This window comes from Mesorhizobium salmacidum (SeqCode), assembly GCF_037179605.1.
Lineage (GTDB): Bacteria > Pseudomonadota > Alphaproteobacteria > Rhizobiales > Rhizobiaceae > Mesorhizobium > Mesorhizobium salmacidum.
Window position 1 is genome coordinate 276,595 of record NZ_JAPYKS010000006.1, and the last position, 23,680, is coordinate 300,274.

Below are 23,680 nucleotides of genomic sequence, written 5' to 3' on the forward strand. Positions count from 1 at the left end.
CAAATGCGATCTTTGGTGGTTGCTATACCGAAACCGGTATGATCTAGCATGCGGAAAGGAACCGGCGGAAGGGCTGGAAGATCATGGCGGCATTGCGCGATCCCGATGCGATTCCCGTAAGTTACGAGAAGCTCCCGGGCAATGGGGAGACACTCCTGCGCAGTGGCTTGAGCTTGCGCCACATGCGCATGATCGCCGCCCTCGACGATCACGGACGGGTGAGCGCCGCGGCCCAGGTCATGAACATCTCCCAGCCGGCCGCCTCGCGCATGATCGCCGAGATGGAGGCGGTGCTCGACGTGAAGCTGTGCGAACGGCTGCCGCGCGGCGTGACCCTCACCCCCTATGGCCAGGCGCTCGCCAGGCGGGCCCGCTCGATCCTGCTCGAGATGCGCGAAGCCGACCGCGAGATTGCCGAGCTCAAGGCCGGCAAGGGCGGTTCGGTGTTCCTCGGCGCCGTGACCGCGCCGGCGATCGAATTGGCCGTGCCGGCGATTCGCGAGATCCGCCGCATCTACCCGCGCATCGAGATCACCATGCAGGTCGAAACCTCCAATGTGCTCGCCCGCGAGCTGATCGCCTCGCGCCACGACTTCATCATCGCCCGCATTCCCGACGACCTCAATCCGCGGCTGTTCGAATCCCGCGTGATCGGCGTCGAGAAAGCCTGCCTGATCGTGCGCCGCGGCCACCCGCTCGCGAGGGGTAATGTAGTGCGCCTGGAAGACACCGCTGCCTATGACTGGGTCTTCCAGTCAGGCGGTTCGCCCTTGCGCCAGGCGATGGAGAGCAATTTCCTGAACCGCAACATCGCGCTGCCGGACCGGATCTTGAATACCAGCTCGCTGCTGCTCACGCTGGTCATGGTCGCGCAATCCGATGCCATAGCGCCGGTCTCGGTGCAGGTGGCGAAGTTCATCCAGAACCCGGACGGACTTGCCGGCGCCATCGACGTCGTCCAGACCGAGTTCGACATCGAGGTCAGGCCCTACAGCCTGATCACGGTCAGGAATCGCGTCCTGTCACCGGCGGCCAAGATGCTGCATGATTTCATCCTGCGTGAAGTGGGGTGATGGAACGAGAACCACCTCCGCGCGTTCAAAACCGATCGGCATGCGCGCTGGAGCCTGTTTCGGGCGAGGGAACGAGGTGTCGGTAGTTAACAACTCGGGAGGTTTTTATGGAACGTCGGTTGTTTCTTACTGGAATGCTTGGCGTTGCGGGGGCGGTTGCGTTTGCAAGCGTGGCCCGACCCGGCCGCGCGCTTGCCGGTGTTCCCCAGGGCAATGGAATTCTCGATGAGTTGGACAAGCCGGATCCGGCTGTCTTCGAAGGGGATGACGAGGTCGAACTGGAGCAGGTCTCCCACCGCCGTTGGCATCGCTGGAGACATCATGGTCCCGATGGCTATTGGCGTCGGCGCCATGGACGCCGCCGCGGCTGGAGACGGGTTTGCCGCAGCTACTGGCGCCACGGACGCCGCCGCGTCCGCTGCTGGCGCGAGCGCGTCTGGCTCGGCGTCTGGCTGTAATCGCTTCTGGCTGACGTCAAAGGGCGGCCACCACAGCGTGGCCGGCCTTTGCGCGTATCTTCAGGGCTCTTCGAGCCCAAGGCGCGGCGTTGATTACCCAACTGTAACGTGTTTGGGCCTGCATTCTGCCTTAGCCTAAGGTCGAATCGACGGAACCATATAGGCCTTTGTCCGTTGAGGCGCTGTTTAAGCGGAGCTTTGACCATGGCGGGGGACCATCAAGAAGAACGGCATTCTGCAATCGACATGACGCGGGCCGCGGATCATCGGCACGCATGAAGGGCGTCGCGATACTGACCGAAGCCCGCAGCGGCTCCGAATGGCTTGGCAGCCTCACAAACAGCACGGGATTGTTCGGCAAGTCGGCCGAGTGGCTCGACACGACCAATCTGGGGTGCAAGCCGAAATCCTTCGATGATCTGCTGTCCGCCGTGATCCATCGCGGCGGGACTGCGAACGGCACGTTCGCCGTGAAGCTGTTTCCACGGCACCTTCACTGGTCGCAGGCCAAATACGGAGCGGACTTCCTGGCGGAATGCGGCCGGCGCCATGACATGGGTCTGGTCCTGCTGGAGCGACGGGACCGTCTTCGCCAAGCGATTTCCTATTGCCGGGCAAAGGCGTCAGGCCATTGGAGAAGCACGATGGGCGGCGCGGATCTGGTTCCGCAATACGACTTCGCCGGTATTTGCCAGGCCTATTTCCTGATCGAGCAGAGCTATGCCTTCTGGGAGGCTTACCTGCGGTTGGCCGATCTGCATTACGATCGCTTTTTCTATGAGGATCTGTTGGACGATCCTCGTCCTTACGTCGCGTCGGTGGCCCGGCAGTTGTCGGTGGAAATGCCGGACGGAGAGTTCGAGACGAATTTGCGGCTGCAGCGGGACGACCTCACCGAAGATTGGGCGGAGCGGTTCCGCAACGACGTCAAATCGGAAGACCTGCTGGCGCATCTGCCCAGGAAGGTGGCGCCGCGGAATATCAACAACCTCGCCCGGTTCCTCCTCAAGAAGCAGATGCGAATCGGCCAAGCTTAGGCTCACCGACAGTGCTGCCAAATGGACGGGTTCCGCCCAGGCCAACGGACTCTTGGCTTCAGGGTGGAGCGGGTAGCGGGAATCGAACCCGCGCGTTCAGCTTGGGAAGCTGACAGGCTACCATTACATCATACCCGCGCTGCAGCCTCGTTATCATGACGGCATGGCTTCGGGCAATCGCAAACCGGTCTCACAATGCGGGCTTCGCCAGCTCACCGGTGACGGTCGGCGCCGGCTCCCTGGCCTTTGCGACTTCGCCGCCGGCGGCGAAGCTCGGCCAGTATTTCGAGATGGCCAGCGTCGCGCCGGCGGAAGAGAAATGCCCGTAGTCGAAATAGAGAAACTGCTTGCTGGTGGCATCCTCATAGGAACAGCCGATGGCGTCGCACAGATAGGTAAGTGGATCGATGAAGGTCGCGCCCTTGGCGAAGAGCTGCACCTGCTTGTTGATGTCGGGATCCATGGCCATCGGCCAGGATGTGTTCGCGGCGCCTTCGTGTTTAGCAAAGAAAGCGACCTTCTGGACGTCGGCGATGAACTCCGGAGACTGGCCGATGACATAGACCTTGACACCCATGTCGCGCAGCCGGTCGATCGTCGTCTGCAGTCCGTCGAAGCCCCTGGCCTGGTAGTCCGTCCATCGGCCGCTCAGGATCACCGCCTGGATATTGGCATCGCGGATGATCGACAGCGCCCGTTCGTTGAAGCGGGTGCAGGTTGGCCTGGCGTAGGAAAAATAACTGAGGTTGGGTGGACAGCCGGCATAGGTATATTGGATGACGTTGGCCTGGATTTTCTGCGCGTTGGCCTCCAGGCCCGAAACGTAGTGAGCCGCGAAGGAATCGCCCCACAGCAGCACATTGGTGGGAAAGCCATGCGTGCGCGTGCAGTCGGCAAGGTTCCAATTCTCGATCCGGCTCGTACCCTCGTTGAAGCAGACGCCATTGCGCCAGTCGTCCACCACGATCCGTTGCGTCGAGAAATCGGGGAACCGCTGCGGAAAGCCCTTGCCGAGCACACCGGCCAGACCGCCGACGCACAGCAGGGCGATCGCCGTCGCCGAAAAGGCAAAGATCGGCAGCGGGGCGGTGAAGGTTCGCTTCTGCCGGAAAGGCTGCTCGACATATTTCCACGAGAAGGTCGCCAGGGCGAAGCTGGCCACCGTCATCGCGACGATCGTCGGCACCGAGATGGCTTTCAGCGAGAGGTAATGGACGAAGGAATTGATCGGCCAGTGAACAAGATAGAGCGAATAGGAGATGAGGCCGACCCAGACCATCGGAGCGAATTGAAGCACACGCGTGGCAACGGGCACGGGCCGGTCCGCGTGATTCTGGCCCGCGTAGATGAGCAGGGCCGTTCCGATGCAGGGAAACAGGGCATTGTAGCCGGGAAACGGATCGCTTTCCGAAATCGTCAGGAAACCGAACGCAAGCAGGGCAAAGCCTGCAAGGCCGACCAGTTCCGTTGCCGTCCGGTTGGCAAGTGGCGGCGGCTTTTTCAGCATCAGCATGGCACCCAGCGCCAGCTCCCAGGCGCGTGTCGGCAAGAGGTAGAAGCCGGCGGTCGGCGCCATCGTGGTCGCCATGACCGCCAGGGCAAAACTGCCGATGGCGATCGGCAGAAGTATCGTCAACCAGCGCTTCGAGGCATACCGGTAGATCAGATACACAAGGATCGGCGCGAAGATGTAATACTGCTCCTCGACCGAAAGCGACCATGTGTGCAGCAGCGGCCGCAGTTCGGCGTCGATCGAAAAATAGTTCGTCGTCTTCCAGAAATAGATGTTCGACCAGAAGGTCGAGGCCGCAATCACGCTGAGGCTGAATTCGTGCAGATCCGACGGCAACAGGATGAACCAGGCCGCAATGCTCGCAAGCAGGATGACGAAGGTCAGTGCCGGCAGGATGCGCCGTGCACGACGCCAGTAGAAGCGTCCGATCGAGAACTGGCCGCGCTCGAGATCATCCAGCAGGCTGCCGCTGATCAGGTAGCCCGATATCACAAAGAAAATATCGACGCCGGTGAAGCCCCCGGGAATGGCGGATACGCCGAAATGGAAAAGCACCACGGGCAGCACTGCAACGGCCCGCAGACCATCGATGTCGCGCCTGTAATTCATTCGACCGGTCCGTACGCGGTGACCCGCGGTGGCCGTGCGGCGCCGCCTGACATGCCCGTCATAAGGCAATCCCCATTGTGCGAAAAACCTTGGCTCGTAGGCCTCACGGACTGTGCTATGCAGCACAACTTTGCTGCAGTGCAACATCCGTGTCAAGGCGAATAGCGGGCATTCGAACGCTGGCCACGCCGGTTTTGTGGGATCGGTGATTCAGGTGCCGGGCAGGTAGATCACGGCATAATCGTCCGCATAGGCCCGCTTCCAGCCCAGTTCATTGAAGAAGGGGATTCGGGTGTCATCGGCCGTAAGCAATGCCCAGCCGATGGCGTATTTCTTCAACTGGGCCTCGAGCTGCGGCTTTCCGTCGCTGTGCCCCGTTGCATCATCCGTTTTCGTGAATCCGCCAAGGAACAACTGGTCCGTCCTGCCGTCGATATAAGTCTTGATGTCGTGGAAAATCAGCGTGCCGCCGAAATTGTAGGAATTCAGCACATTGCCGGACAGGTGGTGATCCCGCGCGAAAGCAAGGGCGCCGCTGGCTGATGTCGCCGGGCTCGGCGCGACCTGGTAGGCACTGCCGAGGATCGAGACCGCACCGACCAGCAAGACAGCCATCGCGCCGCAGATAGCATAGAACCGGCTGGCGAAGAGTTTTTCCAGCCCGTCGCGCTTCTCCGCCAGCCAGGCCGCGGTCGAGAGCGAAGGATATTGCTGTGCGATCTCGACCGCGATGACCAACGGAATCAGCAGGAAGGGCAGATATACAAATCGCAGATGGGCGAGATAGACATGCAAGGTGAAGACGATGAACAACGCCTTGGCCCAGCCGATCCGCGGCCTTGACACCAACAGCCCGAAAATCGCCAACAACATCGCCGCTTCCTGGAAGAGTTGCTCCTGGGCATTGAACGGGTTCCATTCCAGGATGAGTGGAACAGCCTCATTGCCATAGGCCACGGTGAGCGTGGCCAGGATGGCTTTCACGCCATAGGGATGCAGCAGGCTGACCAACGGACAGAGCAGGCCGAAAACGACCCATTTTACCAGAAGGGAGGGTTTAGACAGACCCGCGCGCGCCAGCAGATCGAGCCCGGCAAAGGCCGCGATGATGAAGCTCAGGGTAAACGTGGCATGCAGGTTCGCCCATAATACGACTAGCACGAGCAGCCACGGCGGTGGGGCTCTCTCTTCTCGCGCGGCACGAAACAGCATTGCCGTCCAGACGACGATGATCGGCAAGGTGAAGACATGGGGGCGCGCGGTATAGATCGGGGCGATCAGGAGGGCCGCGGCGAGGGCCAGCGCTATCGCCAATATCGGCTTCAGCCATGCGCTGAGGAACCATCCCATCAGGAAGACCGTCAGGCCGATCGTGGCGATGATCAGTGTGACGACGCCATTCCAGCCACCCGCGCCGTAGGCAAGGGCCAGCAAGACTTGCCCCAGCCATTCCTTGGCGATCCAAGGCTGGCCGGCGAAAGTGTAGGAATAAGGGTCGACGGTTGGAAATGTCCGGTTTTCCAGGAAATCCAGCCCGACCTTCACTTGCCACCAATTGTCGGGGTCCTGCAGGATCGCGCCGGCAAAGGCCGTGAGCAGATAGGCCACGGCGCAAGCGCAGAAAAGGCAGAATATCAGCCTGATGCGTTGCGCGTCCCCGAGCGACGGCGTGGCGGTCGCGATAGCGGCGGCCTGGTTCACGTCAAGGCTCCGGGCGAGCACATCCTGCCCATGCCGTTCCGTTGCATCCGGTCGACCTTCGCCTCAGCCACGCGCGGCCCTTTTCGCCATCTCCTGGAGGCGGTGGACAGGCAAATCCTGGCCTTCAGCCGCTGCCTGGCTTCGTGAGACGATCTCGTTGACGAAATAGAGCGGCCGCCGCTTCGTTTCCATGTACATGCGGCCGAGATACTCGCCGAAGATGCCCAGCACCAGAAGCTGGACGCTGCCCAGGATAAGCATGATCGCGGCAAGGCTCGTCCAGCCGGGCAGAACATTGCCGACAGACCATTCCAACAGCGTATAGCCAAGCACGACCAGACCGAGCAGCCCGAACATCATTCCCAGCAGCGAGGCAAAGCGCAAAGGCACGATCGAAAAGCTGGTCATCGCGTCGACGGCCAGAAGAACCATTTTCTTCAGCGGGTAGTGGGTGGTGCCGGCAAAGCGCCGTTGCCGTTCATAAGGGAAGGCGACCTGCCTCAGCCCGATCCAGCTCACCATGCCGCGAATGAACCTATAGCGTTCGGGCATTGCAATCAGATGGTCCAGCGCACGGCGGCTCATCAACCGGAAATCTCCGGAGTCCGACGCGATCTCGACATCGACCATCCTGCCGAGCAGTCGGTAGAACATCGAGGCGGAAGCCAGCTTGAACCAGCTCTCGCCGTCCCGTTTCACCCTTTGGCCGTAGACGACGTCGAAGCCTTCATCCATCTTCGCCATCATCGCACCCAGCAGTTCGGGCGGATCCTGGAGATCGGCGTCGAGAATGAGAATGCGCTGGCCGCGGCAGAATTCCAGCCCCGCGCTCAAGGCGATCTGGTGGCCGTAATTGCGTGCAAGATCGATGGCGACCACATGGTCGTCCTTTTCGGCCAGTTCGAAAATGGCCTCGCGGGTGCCGTCGGTCGCCCCGTCGATGACGAGCACGACCTCGTAGGGGAGGCCTTGCTCGAGGCATACCGCGCTGACGCGTCGATGAAGCTCCGCCACGCCGTCGCGTTCATTGTAGCAAGGCACGACGACCGACAACATGGGTGCGCGATGCGCGCTGATTTTTCCCGTTCCCACCAAAGCCCTGGCTCCCGCTTTGGAAATGGCAATAGCGGCAATTGGTTAGAAAACAGATAAGTCAGGGATCGGCGCGGCTACTGGCTGGCGGCCGCCACGCGTTTTGCGTCAACGGCCTGGGTCACGACCGAACCGGCAGTTCCATGCGGATGCGGGCACCGCGCCATGAGCCCGCCAGGATCCGGATCGTTCCCTCGTGCAGTAGCGCGATCTGTCGGGCGAGGTTCAGCCCCAACCCCGCCCCGCGCGACTGCGGCTGCAGGCGATAGAAGGGCTCGAAGACATTCTCGCGCTCTTCCACCGGAATGCCCGGACCTTCGTCGCGCACTTCGATGCCGCCCGTCCTGTCGATCGCAACCGTGATGGTGCCGCCGCCGCCGCCATGCTCGATGGCGTTGCACACGAGGTTGGCGAGCGCCCGCTCGATCTGCAGCACGTTGACTTCGACGCGTGTCTTGTCGGGCGAAGGCTCGAAGGCAAGGTCGTAGCCGGCCTCGATGGCGAGCGGTGCGAAGTCGGCCGCCACCCGGCAGACGAGATCGTCGAGATCGACGATCTCGCGCTGGTCGGATGGGCGGTCGAGCAATTGATGGTCGAGCAGTTGTTGTGCGAGGTGCGACAGGCGCTCGATATCATGCAGCAGCCGCGTGCTTTGCGGCTCCTGCCGCAGCAACTCGGCGCGTGTGCGCAGGATGGCGATCGGCGTGCGCAATTCGTGCGCCGCGTCGGTGAGGAAGCGGTTGTGTCGGTCGTATCCCTGCGCGAGGCGGGCCAAAGCCTCGTTGAAAGCATGCACCAGCGGCGCGATTTCCTGCGGCACGTGTTTGACCGGCAACTTCTAGATTCCAGAACAGCAAGTGGCCGACCTTGATCGCGCGATGGCCGCAACGGCATCGCGCGATCTTGTTGTTGATGCGTCGATGCCGGACGCGGACGTCACCTTCCATCCGTCGCTGCTCCTCACGCCGTCGCCCTTGTCGAACCTGGTCATGGCGACGCCACCGGTTCCGAACAGCAACGTCTGGTCGAAGCTCGCGCCGGCCTTCGCCTTGGCCGCGCCGCGCCATTTTTCCTTGATCTTGCCGCCCCGGACATCGTATTCGGCGCCGCCCAGATAGGAACCTTCGATCTCGGCGCCGAGGACCGCCGGGCCCATCTGCTGGTTGTAGCCGGCCTGGACGCCGCCGCTGAAGCCGTTTCGACCGGCGAACGGGTTCGGCATCCCCGTGAACGCCGTGCCGCCATGGACGCCGACATAGGCGCCGCTCCACTGGAAGGCGGGGGGATCGTTGTAGGCAGGCGAGAGGTCGGCGGCCATCGCCGGCCCGAGAAGGCACAGGGCGAGGGCACTCGCCGTCAGGATGATCTTTGCTTGAGGGGACACTGCATTACTCCAACACAAACGCGCATCCGACACCCGATACGCTGGTTAATTGCTGAGGACCCTGGCCGTTGAGGCGGCAGGCTCCGATCGGTGTCTTTCAGGGATGGCTGCGCGGTTCTGGGACCGGCTTTCGCCGGCTGTGGTAGGGGCAGAGCGCCGCGCGGTCCGTCGCCTGAAAGACGGCTGGTATCTCGCAAGTGAAAATTGCACGCACATTGCGCAAAATTTGAAAATGACGATTTTGTGCTTTATTTTCAATAAATTAAAGTGAAATTGTTTACCGATATTTAAGACTTGCGGGCTTTCGGAAGCCGCTCTGTCAGTTGCTCGAGCGGGCTTTCGATGGCGCTCAACATCTGGCTGCGGCTTATCAGTTTCTCTGTACAGACCGCGCTGGCTTGATGGATGGCCGCCAAGCACGTATCTCTGGGCCGTGCCCATGAGTCCGGGCATCTCAATCGGGAGACGGCCTTGTCCGCACTGACGCGCTTTCTCGGCGACTCGCCGCTCAGGGTTGTCCTGAAGCTGCTGGTGGTATCCTTTCTCGTCGGCCTGGTCATGAACGCCTTCGGCTGGTCGCCGATGGATGTGTTCTACGGCATCCGGAAATTCTTCATCGATCTCTGGAATCTCGGCTTCCACGCCATCGACCGCTTCCTCGGCTATATCCTGCTTGGCGCCGCGATCGTCGTGCCGGCCTTCATCCTGCTCAGGATCGCCAACTACCGGAAGTGACGTTCAGGCGAAGCCCGAAGCGACCTCGAACAGGATGGCGTGGCGCGCGGCAAGTGCCGGTACATCGGTGGAATAGCCGCCGCCGATGACACCGCAGACAGGAATGCCGAGCGCCCGAAAATGGCCGATGACCATCTCGTCGCGGGCGCGCAGCCCATGGTCGGAAAGCGCCAGCCTGCCGAGCCGGTCCCCGGCATGGACGTCGACGCCTGCATTGTAGAAGACGATGTCCCAATGCGCGCGGGTGGAGAGCTCCGGCAGGATGGTATCAAGCCTTTCGACATAGGCGGCGTCGCCCGTGCCGTCGGGCAGTGCGACGTCGAGGTCCGAGGCGATCTTGCGTGTGGGGTAGTTCCGCTCGCCATGCATGGAGAAGGTGAACACGCGTGGCTCATCGCCTAGAATATCCGCCGTGCCGTCGCCCTGATGCACGTCGAGATCGACGACCAGGACCTTCTGCACCGCACCCTCTTCCAGCAGAACCAGCGAGGCGACGGCGACGTCGTTGAAGGTGCAGAAGCCGGCGCCTTGCGCGCGTCGCGCATGATGGCTGCCGCCGGCGGTGTTGCAGGCAATGCCGTGACGCAAGCCGAGCCGGGCTGCCGCCACCGTGCCGCCGGTGGCAAGCTGCGCGCGCAGCGAGACGCGGGGGCCGACCGGAAAGCCGATCTCGCGTTCGATTTTTTCCGGCACGGAGCAGGAGACGACCTGGTCGACATAGGTGGCCGCATGAGCAAGCTTCAGCCACGGCGCCGGCGCGGGTTCGGCTGTGTTGAGCGCGCCGGGTCCGGCCAGGCCGCGTGAGCGCAAGGCCTCCATCAGCAGCGGATACTTGCTCATCGGAAAGCGATGGTTGGTCGCGAAGCCGGCGTCGTAGTCGGGGTGATGGACGATCTGTAGGGGCATGAGAGTGGTCCAGCGGCTTCGCGCCAGACCGGGATTTCGGTTGGCCGTCGCAGGAAGAATGATTGCGCGGTGGACGGAAAATGGGGCACATCGGCTCTCGGATCAAGCCGCAATCAGCAAGGCAGGAATCCTTTGGACAAGGGTGTAATCCTAACCGACGCCAGAGCCTTTTCCGTCACCAACCGCTCGGTGCTTGCCATCGCCGTGCCGATGACGCTCGCCTATCTGACGACGCCGCTGCTCGGCCTGGTCGATACGGCTGTTGTCGGCCAGTTCGGCGATGCCGCCTTGCTTGGCGGCCTGGCGGCCGGTGCGCTGGCTTTCGACGTCGTTTTCACCACCTTCAATTTTCTGCGTTCGGGCACGACCGGCCTCGTCGCCCAGGCTTTCGGGCGTGGAGACGCCCTCGAGGAACAGGCGGTGTTCTGGCGCGCCGTGCTGATCGCCGTCGTTGCCGGCGTCGTGCTGGCGGCGCTTTCGCCCCTCATCGCCATCGGCGGCCAGTGGTTCATGGGTGCCGGACCACGCGTCAGCGAGGCGATGGCGGTTTATATCAGGATCAGGCTGCTCGCCGCCCCGTTCTCGCTGATCAACTACGCCGTCCTCGGTTACGTGCTGGGGCGCGGCGAGGGCGGGCTCGGGCTTGTCCTGCAACTGGTGCTCAACGGCATCAACATCGCGCTCTGCTTCATGCTCGGCCTTGAACTTGGCTGGGGCGTTTCCGGCGTCGCCTGGGCAACCGTCACCGGCGAATTCCTCGCCATGCTGCTTGGTCTCGCGATCGTGGTGCGCCGGTTCCGATCCAGCCCACCCTTGCCTCGCCACCGCCTGCTCGACATGAGCGCCTTCCTGCGCATGCTGTCGCTCAACCGCGACATCATGATCCGTTCGTTCTCGCTGCTCGCCGCCTTCGCGCTGTTCACCCGCCAAGGCGCGCAGTTCGGAACGGTGACGCTCGCCGCCAATGCGGTGCTGATGAATTTCTTCCTCGTCGCCGGCTATTTCCTCGACGGTTTCGCCACCGCCGCCGAGCAACTCGCCGGCCGCGCCGTCGGCGCGCGTGCCGAGCAGCCCTTCAGGCAGGCGGTGCGGCTGACCCTGCTCTGGGGCCTTGGTCTGGCCGGTGCCGCGACGCTGGTGCTGCTCATGGCCGGCACCAACCTGGTCGCCGTCGTGACGACGTCGCAGGATGTCCGCGCCGTAGCCGATACCTACCTGCCCTGGGCGGCGTTCACCGCGCTGAGCGGCGTCCTTGCCTTCCAGATGGACGGGGTCTTCATCGGCGCGACATGGTCGCGCGACATGCGCAACATGATGCTTCTGTCGTTCCTCGTCTTTGCCGCCGCGCTGATCACGCTGGCGCCCGCCTTCGGCAATCACGGCCTGTGGGCGGCCTTGCACGTCTTCTTGCTGGTGCGGGGATTGAGCCTGCTGACGATCTTGCGGCTGCGGATGCAAACCGCATTCAGCTGAGCGGCTCCGACGCCCATCGGTCGAGATGGCTGTCGCGCAGCTCGCGCATCGAGCTGAGTTTCTCTGTCTCGGCAAAGCGGGCCATCCCCGCGACGATCCGTCCCGGCAGCGCCGGCCCGGCATAGATCATGCCGGTGTAGAGCTGCACCAGATCCGCGCCGGCGCGGATCTTTTCCAGCGCCGTCTCCGCTGAATCGACACCGCCGACACCGATGATGGCCATTTCGGGTCCGAGCAGCTTGCGCATCTTGGCCAGCACGATGGTCGAGCGCTCGAACAGTGGTTTTCCCGAAAGCCCGCCTGTCTCCCGCGCGACGTCACCGCTTCGCAGACCCGGTCGTGAAATGGTGGTGTTGGAAACGATGACGCCGTCGATCCGCTTTTCCATGACTTCGGCGGCGATATCCTCCAACTCGGCCTCGACCAGGTCTGGGGCGATCTTGAGAAAGATCGGCGGCTGCGCGATTGCCGCAGCACGCGCGGCCATGACGCGCGACAGGAGCTCGCCGAGTTGCTCGCGCGCCTGCATGGTGCGCAGGCCAGGCGTGTTGGGTGAGGAAATGTTGACGGTGAGATAGCTGGCGTGGGGCGCGAAGCGGGCGACGCCGCGTTCATAATCGCCGGCGCGGTCGGCGCTGTCCTTGTTCGCGCCGATGTTGACGCCGACGATGCCGCCGCGCCCCTTGCGCGCGGCAAGGCTTTTTTCGGCCGCCGCGTGGCCTTCATTGTTGAAGCCCAGCCGGTTGATGACGGCTTCATCCGATGTCAGCCGGAAGATGCGTGGCTTCGGGTTGCCGGATTGCGGCAGGGGCGTGATGGTACCGACCTCGGCGAAGCCGAAACCGAGGCCAAGCAGCGCATCGGGTACTTCGGCGTTCTTATCGTAGCCAGCCGCCATGCCAAGTGGGTTCGGGAAATCGAGACCGCAAAGGCTGACCTTCAGCCTTGTATCGCGTACCGTCCGCGCGCCAACCGGCAGGCCGCAGCGCAGCGCCGCGATCGACAGGCCGTGCGCGGTTTCCGGATCAAAGGTGAACAGCAGCTTCTGGCCGATCCGGTCGAGCACGCTCATTGCCCCTCCAGGGGCGGGAATTGGTGAGTACCGTCGGCACCGAGCGGCAGCGGCTTGACCCACAGCACAGCTTTCAGGTCGAGCACGCCGTAGAGATGCGGAAACAGCGCGCCGCCGCGCGAGACTTCGTATTTCAGCGCATCGCCCAGGCCGATCCCGTCGATGGCGACCAGCAGAAGGTCGGTCTGGCCGGAAAAATGTTTTGCCGCGGTTTCCGCAACCTGCGCTGCCGTCGAAAAATGGATGAAGCCGTCGGCGACGTCGATTGGCGCTCCGGTGAAGCGGCCATTGGCTTCGGCCTCGCGCCAAGGCGCTTGCGGAGTTATCTTGTAGATAATCTGTGACATGGTTGCGCTATAATCCGAACCAGTCGCGCGGGGAAGGCCACGCCAAGGGTCTTCCCCATTTCCGGCGCAAACATGCGATATTTCAGGCTTCGGCCATGGAGGATAACATGCGTCTACAGCACATCTTGATCCCCGCCGCGCTCGTTTCACTGGTCGCGGCTTCAGCATATTCGGAAGAAGCCGACCGCTACCGGCTGGAAAAGTCTGATAACGGCTATGTCCGCATGGATACGCAGACCGGCGCGATGTCGATCTGCGAGGAGCATTCGGGCCAGCTCGTCTGCAAGATGGCGGCCGATGAACGCGCCGCTTACCAGGACGAGGTCGATCGCCTGCAGACCTCGATGAAGGCGATGGACGAGCGCGTCACCAAGCTGGAGAATTCGCTCTCCGCCCGCCTCGAATCGAAACTGCCGAGCGAGGAGGATTTCAACACGACGATGAGCTATATGGAGCGCTTCCTGAAGAGCTTCATGGGCATCGTCAAGGATATGGACAAGGATAGCGGCGGCGGCGCCCAGCTCAACTCGCAGAAGACCTGAGCGCTAGTGACGAGGGAAAACGTGGCGCGCTGGCTTTGCCGCTTGAAAACAGCGCGCGGCCCCTCATAATCGTCCGACTGATCCCGCAAAAAGCAGTAAATCGGGGATTCGGGGAGGGACATCTTGCCGTCAGGCTATACTTTCGTCATCGCCGACGACCACCCGCTGTTTCGCGGCGCCCTGCGCGAGGCGCTTGCCGGCATCGGCAATGTCACCGCCATTCATGAGGCGGGCGATTTCGAAAGCGCCAAGGCGCTGGTCGTTGCCAATGAAGATGTCGATCTCGTGCTGCTGGACCTGTCGATGCCTGGCGCCAGCGGCCTCTCCGGCCTGATCTCCCTGCGCGGCATCCATCCGGCGGTGCCGCTGGTCGTGGTGTCGGCGCATGACGATCCAGCGACCATCCGGCGCGCTCTCGATCTCGGCGCCTCCGGTTTCATCTCCAAGTCGGCCAGCATGGAGGAAATCCGCAGCGCCGTGCAGTCGGTGCTTGCCGGCGATATCGCGGCACCCGTCGGCGTCGATCTCGGTGTCGAACGCGATCCCGAAATATCGGACCTGATCAAACGGCTGCAGGCGTTGACCCCGCAGCAGACCCGCGTGCTCGGCATGCTGGCTGAAGGCCTGCTCAACAAGCAGATCGCTTATGAGCTCGGCGTTTCCGAGGCGACGATCAAGGCGCATGTCTCGGCCATATTGCAAAAACTCGGCGTCGACAGCCGCACCCAGGCGGTGATCCTGCTGTCCAAGATCGGCAGCGACCCGCTGCAACCGGCGGGCTGAGTGCCGGCTGCAGCGGGTCGCGACTATTCGGTTGCCGGACTTGGCGACCATGGTACCGGCAACTCCGGTGGATTGACCGCTTCCGGCGTGGCGCTCGGGTTCGATTTGGATTCGTTTGAAGGCCGCCGTGCGCGGCCGATCGCGGCGCCAAGACCGAGCGAGGCGATCGCCACCAGCGGAATGCCGGCGATCCAGGGCAGGCGCGGCGCCAGTGCGTAAAGCGCCGTGCCGATGGAAGGACCGAGCGAATCCTTGAGGTCGACCGCCACCGACGAGGCCGCCATGTAGGAAGCCCGTCGTGCCTGAGGCGCCAGCGCATTGACGGCGGTCGGTACCAGCGGGCCGACCAGCATCTGGGCGATCGAGCACAGGCTGACCGCGCCGATCAGCGCCAACATTGCAGGCGAGGCGGCCAACAGAGCGAAGGCGAGTATCGTTGCCAGGCCGGCACCGACCGTTAGCCACAAGGCGGACCGTGCCTCGACCATACGGCTTACCAGCATCTGCAGGCCGACCGTCAGGGCGGCCGCGTAGGCGAACAGCGCGCCGACGCCAGATGGTGTCAGCGTGCCGGCGTCATGCGCATAGAGCGGGATAACCGCCTCGATCCAGTTGCTGGCGACCTCGAACAGGACGACCCAGAGCAGGAGCTTCGCCAACCGGCCGTCGCGGAACGCCGGCAGCAGCGCGGACAAGCCTTCTTCCTCTTCGTACTCTTCATCGCCGTCGCCGGTGGCGCGGCCGGCGCTGATCGTCTCGTCCAGGGCCAGCAGCATCACGATCCCGCCCAGCACAAGCATCGTGCCGCCGGCGAGAAACACGCTGCGCAGTGACATAAGCGCAAGCAAGGCACCACAGGCCGGCCCGAGTATCTGTCCCGCGCTCGAACTCACCCGTGCCATGCTGAACCAGCGCGGATGCGCGGACGGCTCTGTCACATCGGCGATCGCGGTCAGTATTGTCGGGTGAAGCACCGATTCGCAGATGCCGGTCAAAAGCAGCACGAGCGCGGTGGCGACGACGCCGTGTACGAAGAACAGGGCCAGAAAGCCGGCACCGACGCCGAGCGACGAGGCAATCAGCACCGGCCGCCGGCCGATGCGGTCGGCGATGCCGCCGATGAGCGGCGCCGCCAGCAGCTCGCCGCCGGCATAGCAGCCGAACAGCAGGCCGATCGCGCCGACAGGGATGCCGGCTTCGCTGCTTGCCCAGAGTGGAAAGAAAGGCACCAGCGCGCCGTCGGCGAAACCGGCGCAGAAGAACAGAAAAAGTCCAAGCGTCGCCGGGCGCGGCAGCCCGCGCCAGGAGGGAATTGTGGTCATAATGATGTCACCTACGCGTCGGAGGCCCGAAGGGCCGGATTGCGCGTTGTCTGACGTTAACGCCTACGGCCGCTCGAGGAGCAGCATGCTGATCGGATCGTCGTCTATGCCGGAGTGTTCAGCCGAGCCGCATCGACAACTCCACCTCGTCGCCAAACGGCGTCGACATGTAGCCTCCCGCCGGCGAGCGCATGCGCTCGAGATAGTCCGGGGCGAAATCGGCGTTGTCGGCAATGACCAAAGCGCCGGGCCTCAACCGGCTCTCGACCAAACCAAGAATCTCCGGATAGAGCGCCTTGGCGCCGTCGCGCAGCAGCAGGTCGATCGTCTCGGGCAAGTCGGCGCTCAGCGTCTCCAGCGCGTCACCCTCGCGGATTTCGACCAGGTCGATGAGGCCGCCTTCCCTGAGATTGGCCTTGGCCCGCATCACCTTGGAACTCTCGAACTCGGTCGTGATCAGACGGCCGCCGCCATTGTCCCGCAGCGCGGCGGCGAGGTAGAGCGTCGAGATGCCGAACGAGGTGCCGAATTCGACGATGATGCGCGCGCCCGTGCTGCGCGCCAGCATGTAGAGCAATGTGCCGGTTTCCGGCGAAACCGCGAGCCAGAGATCCTTCATGCTGCCATAGAACTCGCGATATTCGGTCTTGCTGTTGAGCAGGCGGGCCCGTTCTTCATCCGAATATCGCGCCATGGCCGGGCTTGTCGCGGCATTGGCTTCCTCGAACAGGCGCGCGAGCAGGGGAGCCAGCGGGGTTCCGGTGAGCGTGGTCATGGCAGTTCTCCAGTCGGAAATGCATGCATCGTTGTGTTGTCTCGAAAAATACGAATAATCCTTCAGGTTTCCAATTCGCATTCCCGGGTGCCGTCATGATCCAACGCCCAACCCCTTCAATTTCCACCCGAAAACAACCTAAGCACGCGCGCGCCACGGAACTCGTCGCGGCGATTTTAGAGGCTGCTGTTCAGGTTCTGGCGAGTGAAGGCGCACGGCGTTTCACCACCACGCGCGTGGCCGAAAGGGCCGGCGTCAGCGTCGGCTCACTCTACCAGTACTTCCCCAACAAGGCGGCTCTGCTGTTCCGGCTGCAGAGCGATGAATGGCGGCAGACGACGGAGCTCTTGCGCGGCATCCTGGAGAACGCCGAAAGTCCGCCGCTTGAGCGGACGCGCACCCTGGTGCACGCCTTCATCCGTTCCGAATGCGAGGAGGCGGCGGTGCGCGGGGCCCTGAACGATGCCGCTCCGCTCTACCGGGACGCGCCTGAGGCCGACGAATCGAGGGCCGTGGCCAATCGCGCGGTCCAGTCATTCATGCGCGAGACGCTGCCTAATGCGCCCGATGCCGTGTGCGTCATGGCCGGCGACCTGATCCGAACGGCGCTGAGTTCGGTGGGGGCGGAGTTTTCGGAAAAGCCGCGAACGTCGGCGGAAATCGAAGCCTATTCCGACGCACTCGCCGACATGTTCTGCGCCTATCTCAAAAGCCTGGGGCACCAGGCCTGGTCCAGGCGCTTAGACGTCACTCCGCCGCCCGTACCATCGGCCTGAACCTGGCCATCATCGAACGCAGGACCGCCGGCTTCAGCGGCTTGTTGATCATCGGGATATCGAGGCCTGCCGCGGCTGCTCGCACCTCGTTGGAGCGGTCGGCCGTGACCAGCACGGCCGGCAGGTCGTCACCATGCGTCGCCCGCAGCCGGACGATAATGTCGAGACCGGTTTCGCGGTCGAGATGGTAGTCGGCAAGCACGATGTCTGGACGTTGGACCGCGACCCTGTCGAGATCCCCCGAGCCGGTCACCGTGGCGACATTGCAGCCCCAGCCTTCGAGCAGCAGCCGCATGCCTTCGAGGATACGGATGTCATTGTCGATGCACAGCACATGCAGCCCGGACAGCGAAGCCGCCGCGCGGGCCGGCGCCCTGGTCTCGACCTCGCGTGGCGGCTCCTGCGCGGCCGCCACCGGCAGGATGACGGAAAAGCGCGTGCCCTTGCCGGGGTTGGAGAAGATGCGGATCTCGAGCCGCAACACCCTGGCGATGCGGTCGACGATGGAGAGGCCGAGACCAAGACCTTCGGCTTCGCGTGCGCCTTCGTCCAGCCGGGTGAACTCGTGGAAAACAGTGTTGAGCTTGTCACCTGCGATGCCGATACCGGTATCGATCACCTGGATCTCGGCCAGATCGCCACGGCGCCGCACACCGACAAGGATGCGGCCCTGGCGGGTGTATTTGATGGCGTTGGAGACAAGATTCTGGATCAGGCGGCGCAACAGGTTACGGTCCGTCATCACCGTAAGCGACGACGGCATGATCGTCAGGCCAAGTTTTTTCTCCGCGGCCAGTGGCCGAAAATCATTGCCGATCTGGCGCAGCAGGCCATCCAGGGTGAAGGCGGTGTCGTCAGGTTTCATGGCGCCGGCATCGAGGCGCGAGATATCAAGCACGGCGCCGAGAATGGTCTCGACCGATTCCAGCGAGGATTCGATGTTGATGGCCGCCTTGCCTGCTGGACCCTTGCCGGCCTTCTCGATCAGCGAGGAACAATAGAGCCGGGCGGCATTCAAAGGTTGCAGGATGTCGTGACCGGCGGCGGCAAGGAAGCGTGTCTTGCCGAGATTGGCCTCCTCGGCGAGCATCTGTGCCTGTGCCAGTTCCTCGTTGACCCGGGTCAATTCCTCGTTGACCCTGGTCAGTTCGACGGTGCGGGTCTTGACGCGCTGCTCCAGCGATTCATTGGCGCGCTTCAACGCCAGGTCCTGCTCGACGCGCCCCGAGATGTCGGCATAGGTGGCGACGATGCCGCCGTCGGGCATCGGGTTGGAGCGCAGTTCCACGATGCGGCCGCTGGTCTTCAACTCCATCTGCCACGGGCTGACGAAGCTGGTCAGCCGGTTGAGCATCGTCACGCGCTGGTCGGCGGGAATGTCGCCGCGCTCGGCAAGATGGCGAAGGATCTGGTCGAGCGAAACGCCGACCTGGCCCATCTCGTCGGGCAGGTCGAACAGCGCCCGGTACTGGCGGTTCCAGCAGATCAGCCGGAAATCGCGGTCGAAGACGGTGATGCCTTGCTCCATCTGGTCGAGCGCGATCTGCAGCAGGTCGCGGTTGTGCTGCAGCGCTTCCGTGGCGTCGTCGAGCAGGCGGAAGGCGTCGCGGGATTCTCGGTCGTGGCGGCGAAACAGCAGCGACAGGATCAGACGCGCCGAGGAAGAGCCGACGGCGCTTGCCAACAGCTGCTCGGAAAAGCGGATGACGTCCATGCTGGCCTGCTCGTTGCCGTGCAGCGAGGTGCCGTTGCTCTTCTCGAAGGATTGAAAGGACCGCTCGGTGCGTTCGACACCGAGATAACGTGCGATCGTATCCTTGAGATCGTTGACGGTGATGGCGGTACGGAAGCGGCGCAGGCTCGGCATCGGGCCGGCTTCGCGCGGCACGAAGATCGATGCCTGGATGCGCTCCAGCGGCACCGACGCGCGCGACAGTGACCCGAAGACGAAGAACAGCGCGTTGACCGACAGGCTCCACAGCACGCCGTGGTTCAGCGGTTCGGCGACGGTGCCGAACAGTGCCTGCGGCCGCAACGCCTCGAAGCCGAACAGTCCATGCACGATGATGCCGGCATCTTGCGCGACGAGCGACGGCACCAGCAGCGTGTAGCCCCAGACCAGAATGCCGGCGACCATGCCGAGTGCCGCGCCCCGGCCGTTGGCGCCGCGCCAGATCAATCCGCCGATCAGGGCCGGCGCGAATTGCCCGATCGCCGCGAAGGACATCAGGCCGATCGACGACAGCCGGGCGCTGTTGGTGCTCTCGCGATAGTAGAGAAAGGCGATGAACAGAAGGATGAAGATCGCTCCACGCCGCACATTGAGGATAAGCGTCGACCAATCCTCGTTCTCGGAGGTGGTCGTGCGCAACAGCCGGCGCACGAACAGCGGAATGATCAGGTCATTGGAGATCATGATCGACAGCGCCACGCTCTCGACGATGACCATGGCGGTTGCCGCCGACAGGCCGCCGATGAAGGCGGCCATGGCAAGGAAATCGTGGCCGCTGAACAGCGGCAGCGACAGCACATAAAGATCGCTGCTCGTCCTTGTGCCGACCAGCGTCAGGCCGGCAAAGGCGATCGGCAGCACGAACAGGTTGATCGCCACCAGGTAGAGCGGGAACACCCATGTCGCGGTGCGCAGTTCGGCCTCGCTGCGGTTCTCGACGATGGTGACGTAGAACTGCCGCGGCAGGAGGATGATGGCGAAACCGCTGAGACATGTCAGCACCAGCCAGGTGGCGAGCGACGTCGAATAGCCCATTGCCTGCCGTACCTGACCATTCTCGGCCAGCCGGTCGAACATGTCGCCCGGGCCGCCGAAGATCAGGAAGATGACCATCAGGCCGATGGCCAGGAAGGCGGCAAGCTTGACCACGGTCTCGACCGCCACCGCCAGCACCAGCCCGTCCTGGTGTTCGGTGGCGTCGGCATGGCGTGTGCCGAACAGGACCGCAAACAGCGCAAGCAGCATGGCGACGACCAGCGAGATGTCGCTGACGAAGGGATCGAAGGAGGGCGGCGAGCCCGTATAGTGCTCGACCATCAGGCTGACAGAGCCGGAGATCGCCTTCAATTGCAGTGCGATATAGGGCACGGCGCCGATGGTGGCGATCAGCGTGGCGATCGCGGCCACGGTGAAACTCTTGCCGTAACGCGCGCCGAGGAAGTCGGCGACCGAGGTGATCTTCTCGGTCTTGGCAAGCCGCACGATGCGGTTGAGCAAGGGAAAGCCGAACACGAACACCAGCACCGGGCCGGTATAGATGCCGAGGAATTCGAGGCCGCGTTCCGAGGAAAGGCCGACCGAGCCGAAGAAGGTCCAGGACGTGCAGTAAATGGCAAGGCTGAGCGCATAGATGAAGGGCCGCGCCCGACCGGGGCCTGACAAGGCCGAGCGGCGGTCGCCCAGGCTGGCGATGGCGAACAGCAGCGTCACATAGGCGATCGCGATGATGACGATGAACAAGCCCTGCACGCCGGCAAGATCCTCCCTGTGCCGATTTTCACCTGGCCGGGTCAGACGCAATCACAGCTTGGGCGCCAAGTCCATCGCGGCTTTCGGCGCATGCGGGCGATGATTTCCGGCGGCTGCCCCAAGGTAAGGAGAAAGCGGTTGTTTTCTTTTTTAGCCGATGGTGCAACCCAAGGTTTTTGTTATGGTGTCGCCGGGTCGGTGCCACGGGGACGGGACGGCTGTGCGGCCCGCCATGACAAGGAGGGTCGAATGCTGAAAGAATTCCAGGAATTCATTTCCAAGGGCAATGTGATGGACTTGGCCGTCGGCGTCATCATCGGCGCTGCCTTCGGCAAGATTGTCGATTCGCTGGTCAACGACATCATCATGCCGATCGTCGGAGCCATCTTCGGCGGGTTGGACTTCAACAATTACTTCTTTGGGCTTTCCTCGGCCGTCAACGCCACCTCATTGGCGGACGCCAAAAAGCAAGGCGCCGTTTTTGCCTATGGCAGCTTCATCACCGTGGTGCTGAACTTCCTCATCCTCGCCTTCATCATCTTCCTCATGGTCAAGGCGGTGAACAACATGCGCAGGCGCCTGGAAAAGGAGAAGCCCGCCGCAGCGGCAGCTCCTCCGCCGGCCGATGTACAGCTTTTGACCGAAATCCGCGATCTGCTGGCCAGACGGTAGACGGATAGAGTTCTTCTGGACCAAAACCCCGGTCGTTCGCGGCCGGGGTTTTCTGTTTTCGTATCTGGTAAGCAGCGCTTACGAACGCCCGAGACAACGGACCCTGCCCAATGACCCTGATCCAGACCCTGCGCCCCGAAGCCCTGGCCGCGCCTGAAAGCGGTATCGTCGCCGTCGTCAACTACGGCAGATTGCGCGAAGGCCTGATCCCGCTCTGGGCCGGCGAGGGCGACCTGCCGACGCCGTCCTTCATCACCGATGCCGCGTCGAAGGCGCTGGCCGGCGGCGAGACGTTCTACACCTGGCAGAGGGGCATCCCCGATCTCAGGCAAGCGCTGGCCCGCTACTATTCCAGGCATTTCGCCAAGACATTCCCCGAGGAGCAATTCATCGTCACCGGCTCAGGCATGCATGCCATCCAGCTGGCGCTCGATGCGCTTGCGGGAGCTGGCGACGAAGTGATCTACCTGTCGCCCGCCTGGCCGAATTTCGACGCCGCCGCCGCGATCGCGGGTGCCGTGCCGGTGCCGGTCACGCTCGACCATTCCGGAAATGGCTGGTCCTGCGACGTCGAGAAGATCGCGGCGGCGGTCACGCCGCGCACGAAGGCGCTGTTCATCAACACGCCGTCCAATCCGACCGGCTGGACCGCCGACCACGAGACCCTGCGGGCGATCCTCGATCTCGCCCGCGCCAGGGGTCTGTGGATCATCGCCGACGAGATCTATTCGCTGTTCCACTATGGTCATGGCCGCGCGCCATCCTTCCTCGACATCGCGGAGGCGGAAGACCGCGTCCTGTTCGTCAACAGTTTTTCCAAGAACTGGGCCATGACCGGCTGGCGCGTCGGCTGGATCAAGACCCATCCAAGCCTGCAGCAGGTGTTCGAGAACCTGATCCAGTATTCGAACTCGGGCGTCGCCCAGTTCATGCAGCGCGGCGCGGTCGCGGCGCTCGACGAGGGCGATGCCTTCGTCGCCGAACAGGTGGAGCGGGCGAGGAAAGCCCGCGACCTGGTCTGCGGCATTCTCGGCGAAACCGGCAAGGCGCGCTTCACCGTGCCGCAGGGCGCCTTCTACCTGTTCTTCACCGTCGATGGCATCACGGATTCGCGGGCAGCCGCTTTCGAAATCGTCGACAAGGCCAATGTCGGCCTGGCGCCCGGCACCGCCTTCGGCCCCGGTGGCGAAGCGTTCCTGCGGCTGTGCTTCCACCGCCGCCTCGACCAGCTCGAGGAAGCGGCAAACCGGCTGGCAAGCTGGATGAACACTGTTTGAACAGGTGGCGGCCTCAGCCGCCCGACTTGGGCACCAGCAATGGGATGATGCGGTCGCTCTTGGCCACTGAAGGCCGTCCGGCCGAGCCATAGGGAATGCCGAGTGCATCCCAGGTTTCGACCAGCGCGTCCTGCAGTTCGGCGATCAGCGCGTCGGAATGGAACGGCGTCGGCGTGATGCGCAGCCGCTCGGTGCCACGCGGCACGGTCGGGTAGTTGATCGGCTGGATGTAGATGCCGTGAACACCGAGCAGGCGGTCGCTGGCCATCTTGCAGAGCTCCGGATCACCGACCAGCAGCGGCACGATGTGGGTTGGCGACTCCATCACCGGCAGGCCGGCGGCGGACAGGATCTGCTTGGTTCGGCTCGCCTGCTGCTGCTGGGCATCGCGCTCGGCCTGCGAGCGCTTGAGATGACGGATCGATGTTGTGGCCGCGGCGGCGATCGCAGGCGGCAGCGCCGTGGTGAAGATGAAGCCCGGCGCGTAGGAGCGCACCGCGTCGATGACGGCGCTGGTGCCGGTGATGTAGCCGCCCAGCGTGCCGAACGCCTTGGCGAGCGTGCCTTCGATGATATCGATACGGTCGGCCAGGCCTTCGCGCTCGGTGATGCCGCCGCCGCGCGGCCCGTACATGCCCACCGCATGGACCTC

At 63.3% G+C, this 23,680-nt stretch carries 22 protein-coding genes and 1 tRNA gene; 9 read left to right on the forward strand and 14 right to left on the reverse strand.

Going from position 1 to position 23,680, the window contains the following annotated elements; all coding sequences use genetic code 11:
• Positions 1-83: 83 nt before the first annotated feature.
• On the forward strand, positions 84-1,073 hold the full coding sequence (locus O7A60_RS11015; protein ID WP_140507545.1) for a LysR family transcriptional regulator: 990 nt from the start codon (positions 84-86) through the stop codon (positions 1,071-1,073).
• An 86-nt stretch (positions 1,074-1,159) separates the two neighbouring features.
• On the opposite strand, the gene O7A60_RS11020 is transcribed toward O7A60_RS11015, so the two are convergent.
• Complete coding sequence (locus O7A60_RS11020; RefSeq protein WP_337106261.1) at positions 1,160-1,426, reverse strand: hypothetical protein; 267 nt, start codon at positions 1,424-1,426, stop codon at positions 1,160-1,162.
• 380 nt (positions 1,427-1,806) lie between these two features.
• Between O7A60_RS11020 and O7A60_RS11025 the strand changes: the two genes are divergently transcribed.
• Entirely contained in the window at positions 1,807-2,568 is a 762-nt protein-coding gene (locus O7A60_RS11025) for a Stf0 family sulfotransferase (protein WP_140507542.1), read from the forward strand.
• A 64-nt stretch (positions 2,569-2,632) separates the two neighbouring features.
• Here O7A60_RS11025 and O7A60_RS11030 read toward each other — a convergent pair.
• The 6 genes from O7A60_RS11030 to O7A60_RS11055 form a co-directional block, all read right to left on the reverse strand.
• Positions 2,633-2,706, reverse strand: a tRNA-Gly gene (locus O7A60_RS11030).
• 52 nt (positions 2,707-2,758) lie between these two features.
• A complete protein-coding gene (locus O7A60_RS11035; protein WP_337106262.1) occupies positions 2,759-4,690 on the reverse strand; it encodes an acyltransferase family protein in 1,932 nt (643 codons plus the stop codon).
• A 210-nt stretch (positions 4,691-4,900) separates the two neighbouring features.
• Positions 4,901-6,391, reverse strand: a complete 1,491-nt coding sequence (locus O7A60_RS11040; RefSeq protein ID WP_337106263.1) for a hypothetical protein — start codon at positions 6,389-6,391, stop codon at positions 4,901-4,903.
• Positions 6,392-6,454: 63 nt separating this feature from the next.
• Positions 6,455-7,483: a glycosyltransferase family 2 protein gene (locus tag O7A60_RS11045; RefSeq protein WP_337106264.1), complete on the reverse strand. Its 1,029-nt coding sequence runs from the start codon at positions 7,481-7,483 to the stop codon at positions 6,455-6,457.
• Positions 7,484-7,604: 121 nt separating this feature from the next.
• Positions 7,605-8,318: a sensor histidine kinase gene (locus O7A60_RS11050; protein WP_337106265.1), complete on the reverse strand. Its 714-nt coding sequence runs from the start codon at positions 8,316-8,318 to the stop codon at positions 7,605-7,607.
• 3 nt (positions 8,319-8,321) lie between these two features.
• Positions 8,322-8,867, reverse strand: a complete 546-nt coding sequence (locus tag O7A60_RS11055) for an outer membrane protein (RefSeq protein ID WP_337106266.1) — start codon at positions 8,865-8,867, stop codon at positions 8,322-8,324.
• Between the two features lie 471 nt (positions 8,868-9,338).
• Between O7A60_RS11055 and O7A60_RS11060 the strand changes: the two genes are divergently transcribed.
• Positions 9,339-9,602, forward strand: a complete 264-nt coding sequence (locus O7A60_RS11060; protein ID WP_027145674.1) for a DUF6460 domain-containing protein — start codon at positions 9,339-9,341, stop codon at positions 9,600-9,602.
• A gap of 3 nt (positions 9,603-9,605) precedes the next feature.
• Here O7A60_RS11060 and O7A60_RS11065 read toward each other — a convergent pair whose 3' ends face one another.
• Complete coding sequence (locus O7A60_RS11065; protein ID WP_337106267.1) at positions 9,606-10,508, reverse strand: histone deacetylase family protein; 903 nt, start codon at positions 10,506-10,508, stop codon at positions 9,606-9,608.
• Between the two features lie 132 nt (positions 10,509-10,640).
• Between O7A60_RS11065 and O7A60_RS11070 the strand changes: the two genes are divergently transcribed.
• Positions 10,641-11,981 (forward strand): MATE family efflux transporter, encoded by a 1,341-nt coding sequence (locus O7A60_RS11070; protein WP_337106268.1) that lies wholly within the window; start codon positions 10,641-10,643, stop codon positions 11,979-11,981.
• On the opposite strand, the gene O7A60_RS11075 is transcribed toward O7A60_RS11070, so the two are convergent.
• Both O7A60_RS11075 and O7A60_RS11080 read right to left on the reverse strand, forming a co-directional pair.
• Positions 11,974-13,053: a quinone-dependent dihydroorotate dehydrogenase gene (locus O7A60_RS11075; RefSeq protein WP_337106269.1), complete on the reverse strand. Its 1,080-nt coding sequence runs from the start codon at positions 13,051-13,053 to the stop codon at positions 11,974-11,976. The two genes, O7A60_RS11070 and O7A60_RS11075, sit on opposite strands and share 8 nt — an antisense overlap.
• Positions 13,050-13,400 (reverse strand): DUF952 domain-containing protein, encoded by a 351-nt coding sequence (locus O7A60_RS11080; protein WP_027145678.1) that lies wholly within the window; start codon positions 13,398-13,400, stop codon positions 13,050-13,052. The genes O7A60_RS11075 and O7A60_RS11080 overlap by 4 nt, the downstream gene beginning before the upstream one ends.
• A 107-nt stretch (positions 13,401-13,507) precedes the next feature.
• Here O7A60_RS11080 and O7A60_RS11085 point away from each other — a divergent pair, with 107 nt between their 5' ends.
• Both O7A60_RS11085 and O7A60_RS11090 read left to right on the forward strand, forming a co-directional pair.
• Positions 13,508-13,942, forward strand: a complete 435-nt coding sequence (locus O7A60_RS11085) for a hypothetical protein (protein ID WP_140507521.1) — start codon at positions 13,508-13,510, stop codon at positions 13,940-13,942.
• Positions 13,943-14,065: 123 nt separating this feature from the next.
• Positions 14,066-14,725, forward strand: a complete 660-nt coding sequence (locus O7A60_RS11090) for a response regulator transcription factor (RefSeq protein WP_337106270.1) — start codon at positions 14,066-14,068, stop codon at positions 14,723-14,725.
• Positions 14,726-14,748: 23 nt separating this feature from the next.
• On the opposite strand, the gene O7A60_RS11095 is transcribed toward O7A60_RS11090, so the two are convergent.
• Both O7A60_RS11095 and O7A60_RS11100 read right to left on the reverse strand, forming a co-directional pair.
• Positions 14,749-16,047, reverse strand: coding sequence for an MDR family MFS transporter (locus tag O7A60_RS11095; protein WP_337106271.1), 1,299 nt, complete (start codon positions 16,045-16,047; stop codon positions 14,749-14,751).
• Between the two features lie 118 nt (positions 16,048-16,165).
• Positions 16,166-16,822 (reverse strand): O-methyltransferase, encoded by a 657-nt coding sequence (locus tag O7A60_RS11100; protein WP_337106272.1) that lies wholly within the window; start codon positions 16,820-16,822, stop codon positions 16,166-16,168.
• A 95-nt stretch (positions 16,823-16,917) separates the two neighbouring features.
• Between O7A60_RS11100 and O7A60_RS11105 the strand changes: the two genes are divergently transcribed.
• On the forward strand, positions 16,918-17,598 hold the full coding sequence (locus O7A60_RS11105) for a TetR/AcrR family transcriptional regulator (protein ID WP_337106273.1): 681 nt from the start codon (positions 16,918-16,920) through the stop codon (positions 17,596-17,598).
• Here O7A60_RS11105 and O7A60_RS11110 read toward each other — a convergent pair.
• The gene (locus tag O7A60_RS11110) at positions 17,570-21,079 is read right to left on the reverse strand and encodes a PAS domain-containing hybrid sensor histidine kinase/response regulator (protein ID WP_337106274.1); all 3,510 of its coding nucleotides are present in this window, start codon (positions 21,077-21,079) and stop codon (positions 17,570-17,572) included. The two genes, O7A60_RS11105 and O7A60_RS11110, sit on opposite strands and share 29 nt — an antisense overlap.
• Positions 21,080-21,328: 249 nt before the next feature.
• Here O7A60_RS11110 and mscL point away from each other — a divergent pair, with 249 nt between their 5' ends.
• Together mscL and O7A60_RS11120 are read left to right on the forward strand one after the other, a co-directional pair.
• Positions 21,329-21,751 (forward strand): large conductance mechanosensitive channel protein MscL, encoded by a 423-nt coding sequence (gene mscL, locus O7A60_RS11115; protein ID WP_027145683.1) that lies wholly within the window; start codon positions 21,329-21,331, stop codon positions 21,749-21,751.
• 110 nt (positions 21,752-21,861) lie between these two features.
• Positions 21,862-23,028, forward strand: coding sequence for a pyridoxal phosphate-dependent aminotransferase (locus O7A60_RS11120; protein ID WP_337106275.1), 1,167 nt, complete (start codon positions 21,862-21,864; stop codon positions 23,026-23,028).
• A gap of 13 nt (positions 23,029-23,041) precedes the next feature.
• On the opposite strand, the gene O7A60_RS11125 is transcribed toward O7A60_RS11120, so the two are convergent.
• On the reverse strand, positions 23,042-23,680 hold a 639-nt coding region (locus O7A60_RS11125), incomplete at its 5' end, for an aminotransferase class I/II-fold pyridoxal phosphate-dependent enzyme (protein WP_337106276.1).

Bases quoted from the DNA above. Each gene is read 5' to 3' on its own strand.
- O7A60_RS11015 (WP_140507545.1), top strand. From the start codon at position 84: ATGGCGGCATTGCGCGATCCCGATGCGATTCCCGTAAGTTACGAGAAG.
- O7A60_RS11020 (WP_337106261.1), bottom strand. From the start codon at position 1,426: ATGGCGCCGACGCCAATAGCCATCGGGACCATGATGTCTCCAGCGATG.
- O7A60_RS11025 (WP_140507542.1), top strand. From the start codon at position 1,807: ATGAAGGGCGTCGCGATACTGACCGAAGCCCGCAGCGGCTCCGAATGG.
- O7A60_RS11035 (WP_337106262.1), bottom strand. From the start codon at position 4,690: ATGAATTACAGGCGCGACATCGATGGTCTGCGGGCCGTTGCAGTGCTG.
- O7A60_RS11065 (WP_337106267.1), bottom strand. From the start codon at position 10,508: ATGCCCCTACAGATCGTCCATCACCCCGACTACGACGCCGGCTTCGCG.
- O7A60_RS11075 (WP_337106269.1), bottom strand. From the start codon at position 13,053: ATGAGCGTGCTCGACCGGATCGGCCAGAAGCTGCTGTTCACCTTTGAT.
- O7A60_RS11080 (WP_027145678.1), bottom strand. From the start codon at position 13,400: ATGTCACAGATTATCTACAAGATAACTCCGCAAGCGCCTTGGCGCGAG.
- O7A60_RS11085 (WP_140507521.1), top strand. From the start codon at position 13,508: ATGCGTCTACAGCACATCTTGATCCCCGCCGCGCTCGTTTCACTGGTC.
- O7A60_RS11095 (WP_337106271.1), bottom strand. From the start codon at position 16,047: ATGACCACAATTCCCTCCTGGCGCGGGCTGCCGCGCCCGGCGACGCTT.
- O7A60_RS11100 (WP_337106272.1), bottom strand. From the start codon at position 16,822: ATGACCACGCTCACCGGAACCCCGCTGGCTCCCCTGCTCGCGCGCCTG.
- O7A60_RS11105 (WP_337106273.1), top strand. From the start codon at position 16,918: ATGATCCAACGCCCAACCCCTTCAATTTCCACCCGAAAACAACCTAAG.
- mscL (WP_027145683.1), top strand. From the start codon at position 21,329: ATGCTGAAAGAATTCCAGGAATTCATTTCCAAGGGCAATGTGATGGAC.
- O7A60_RS11120 (WP_337106275.1), top strand. From the start codon at position 21,862: ATGACCCTGATCCAGACCCTGCGCCCCGAAGCCCTGGCCGCGCCTGAA.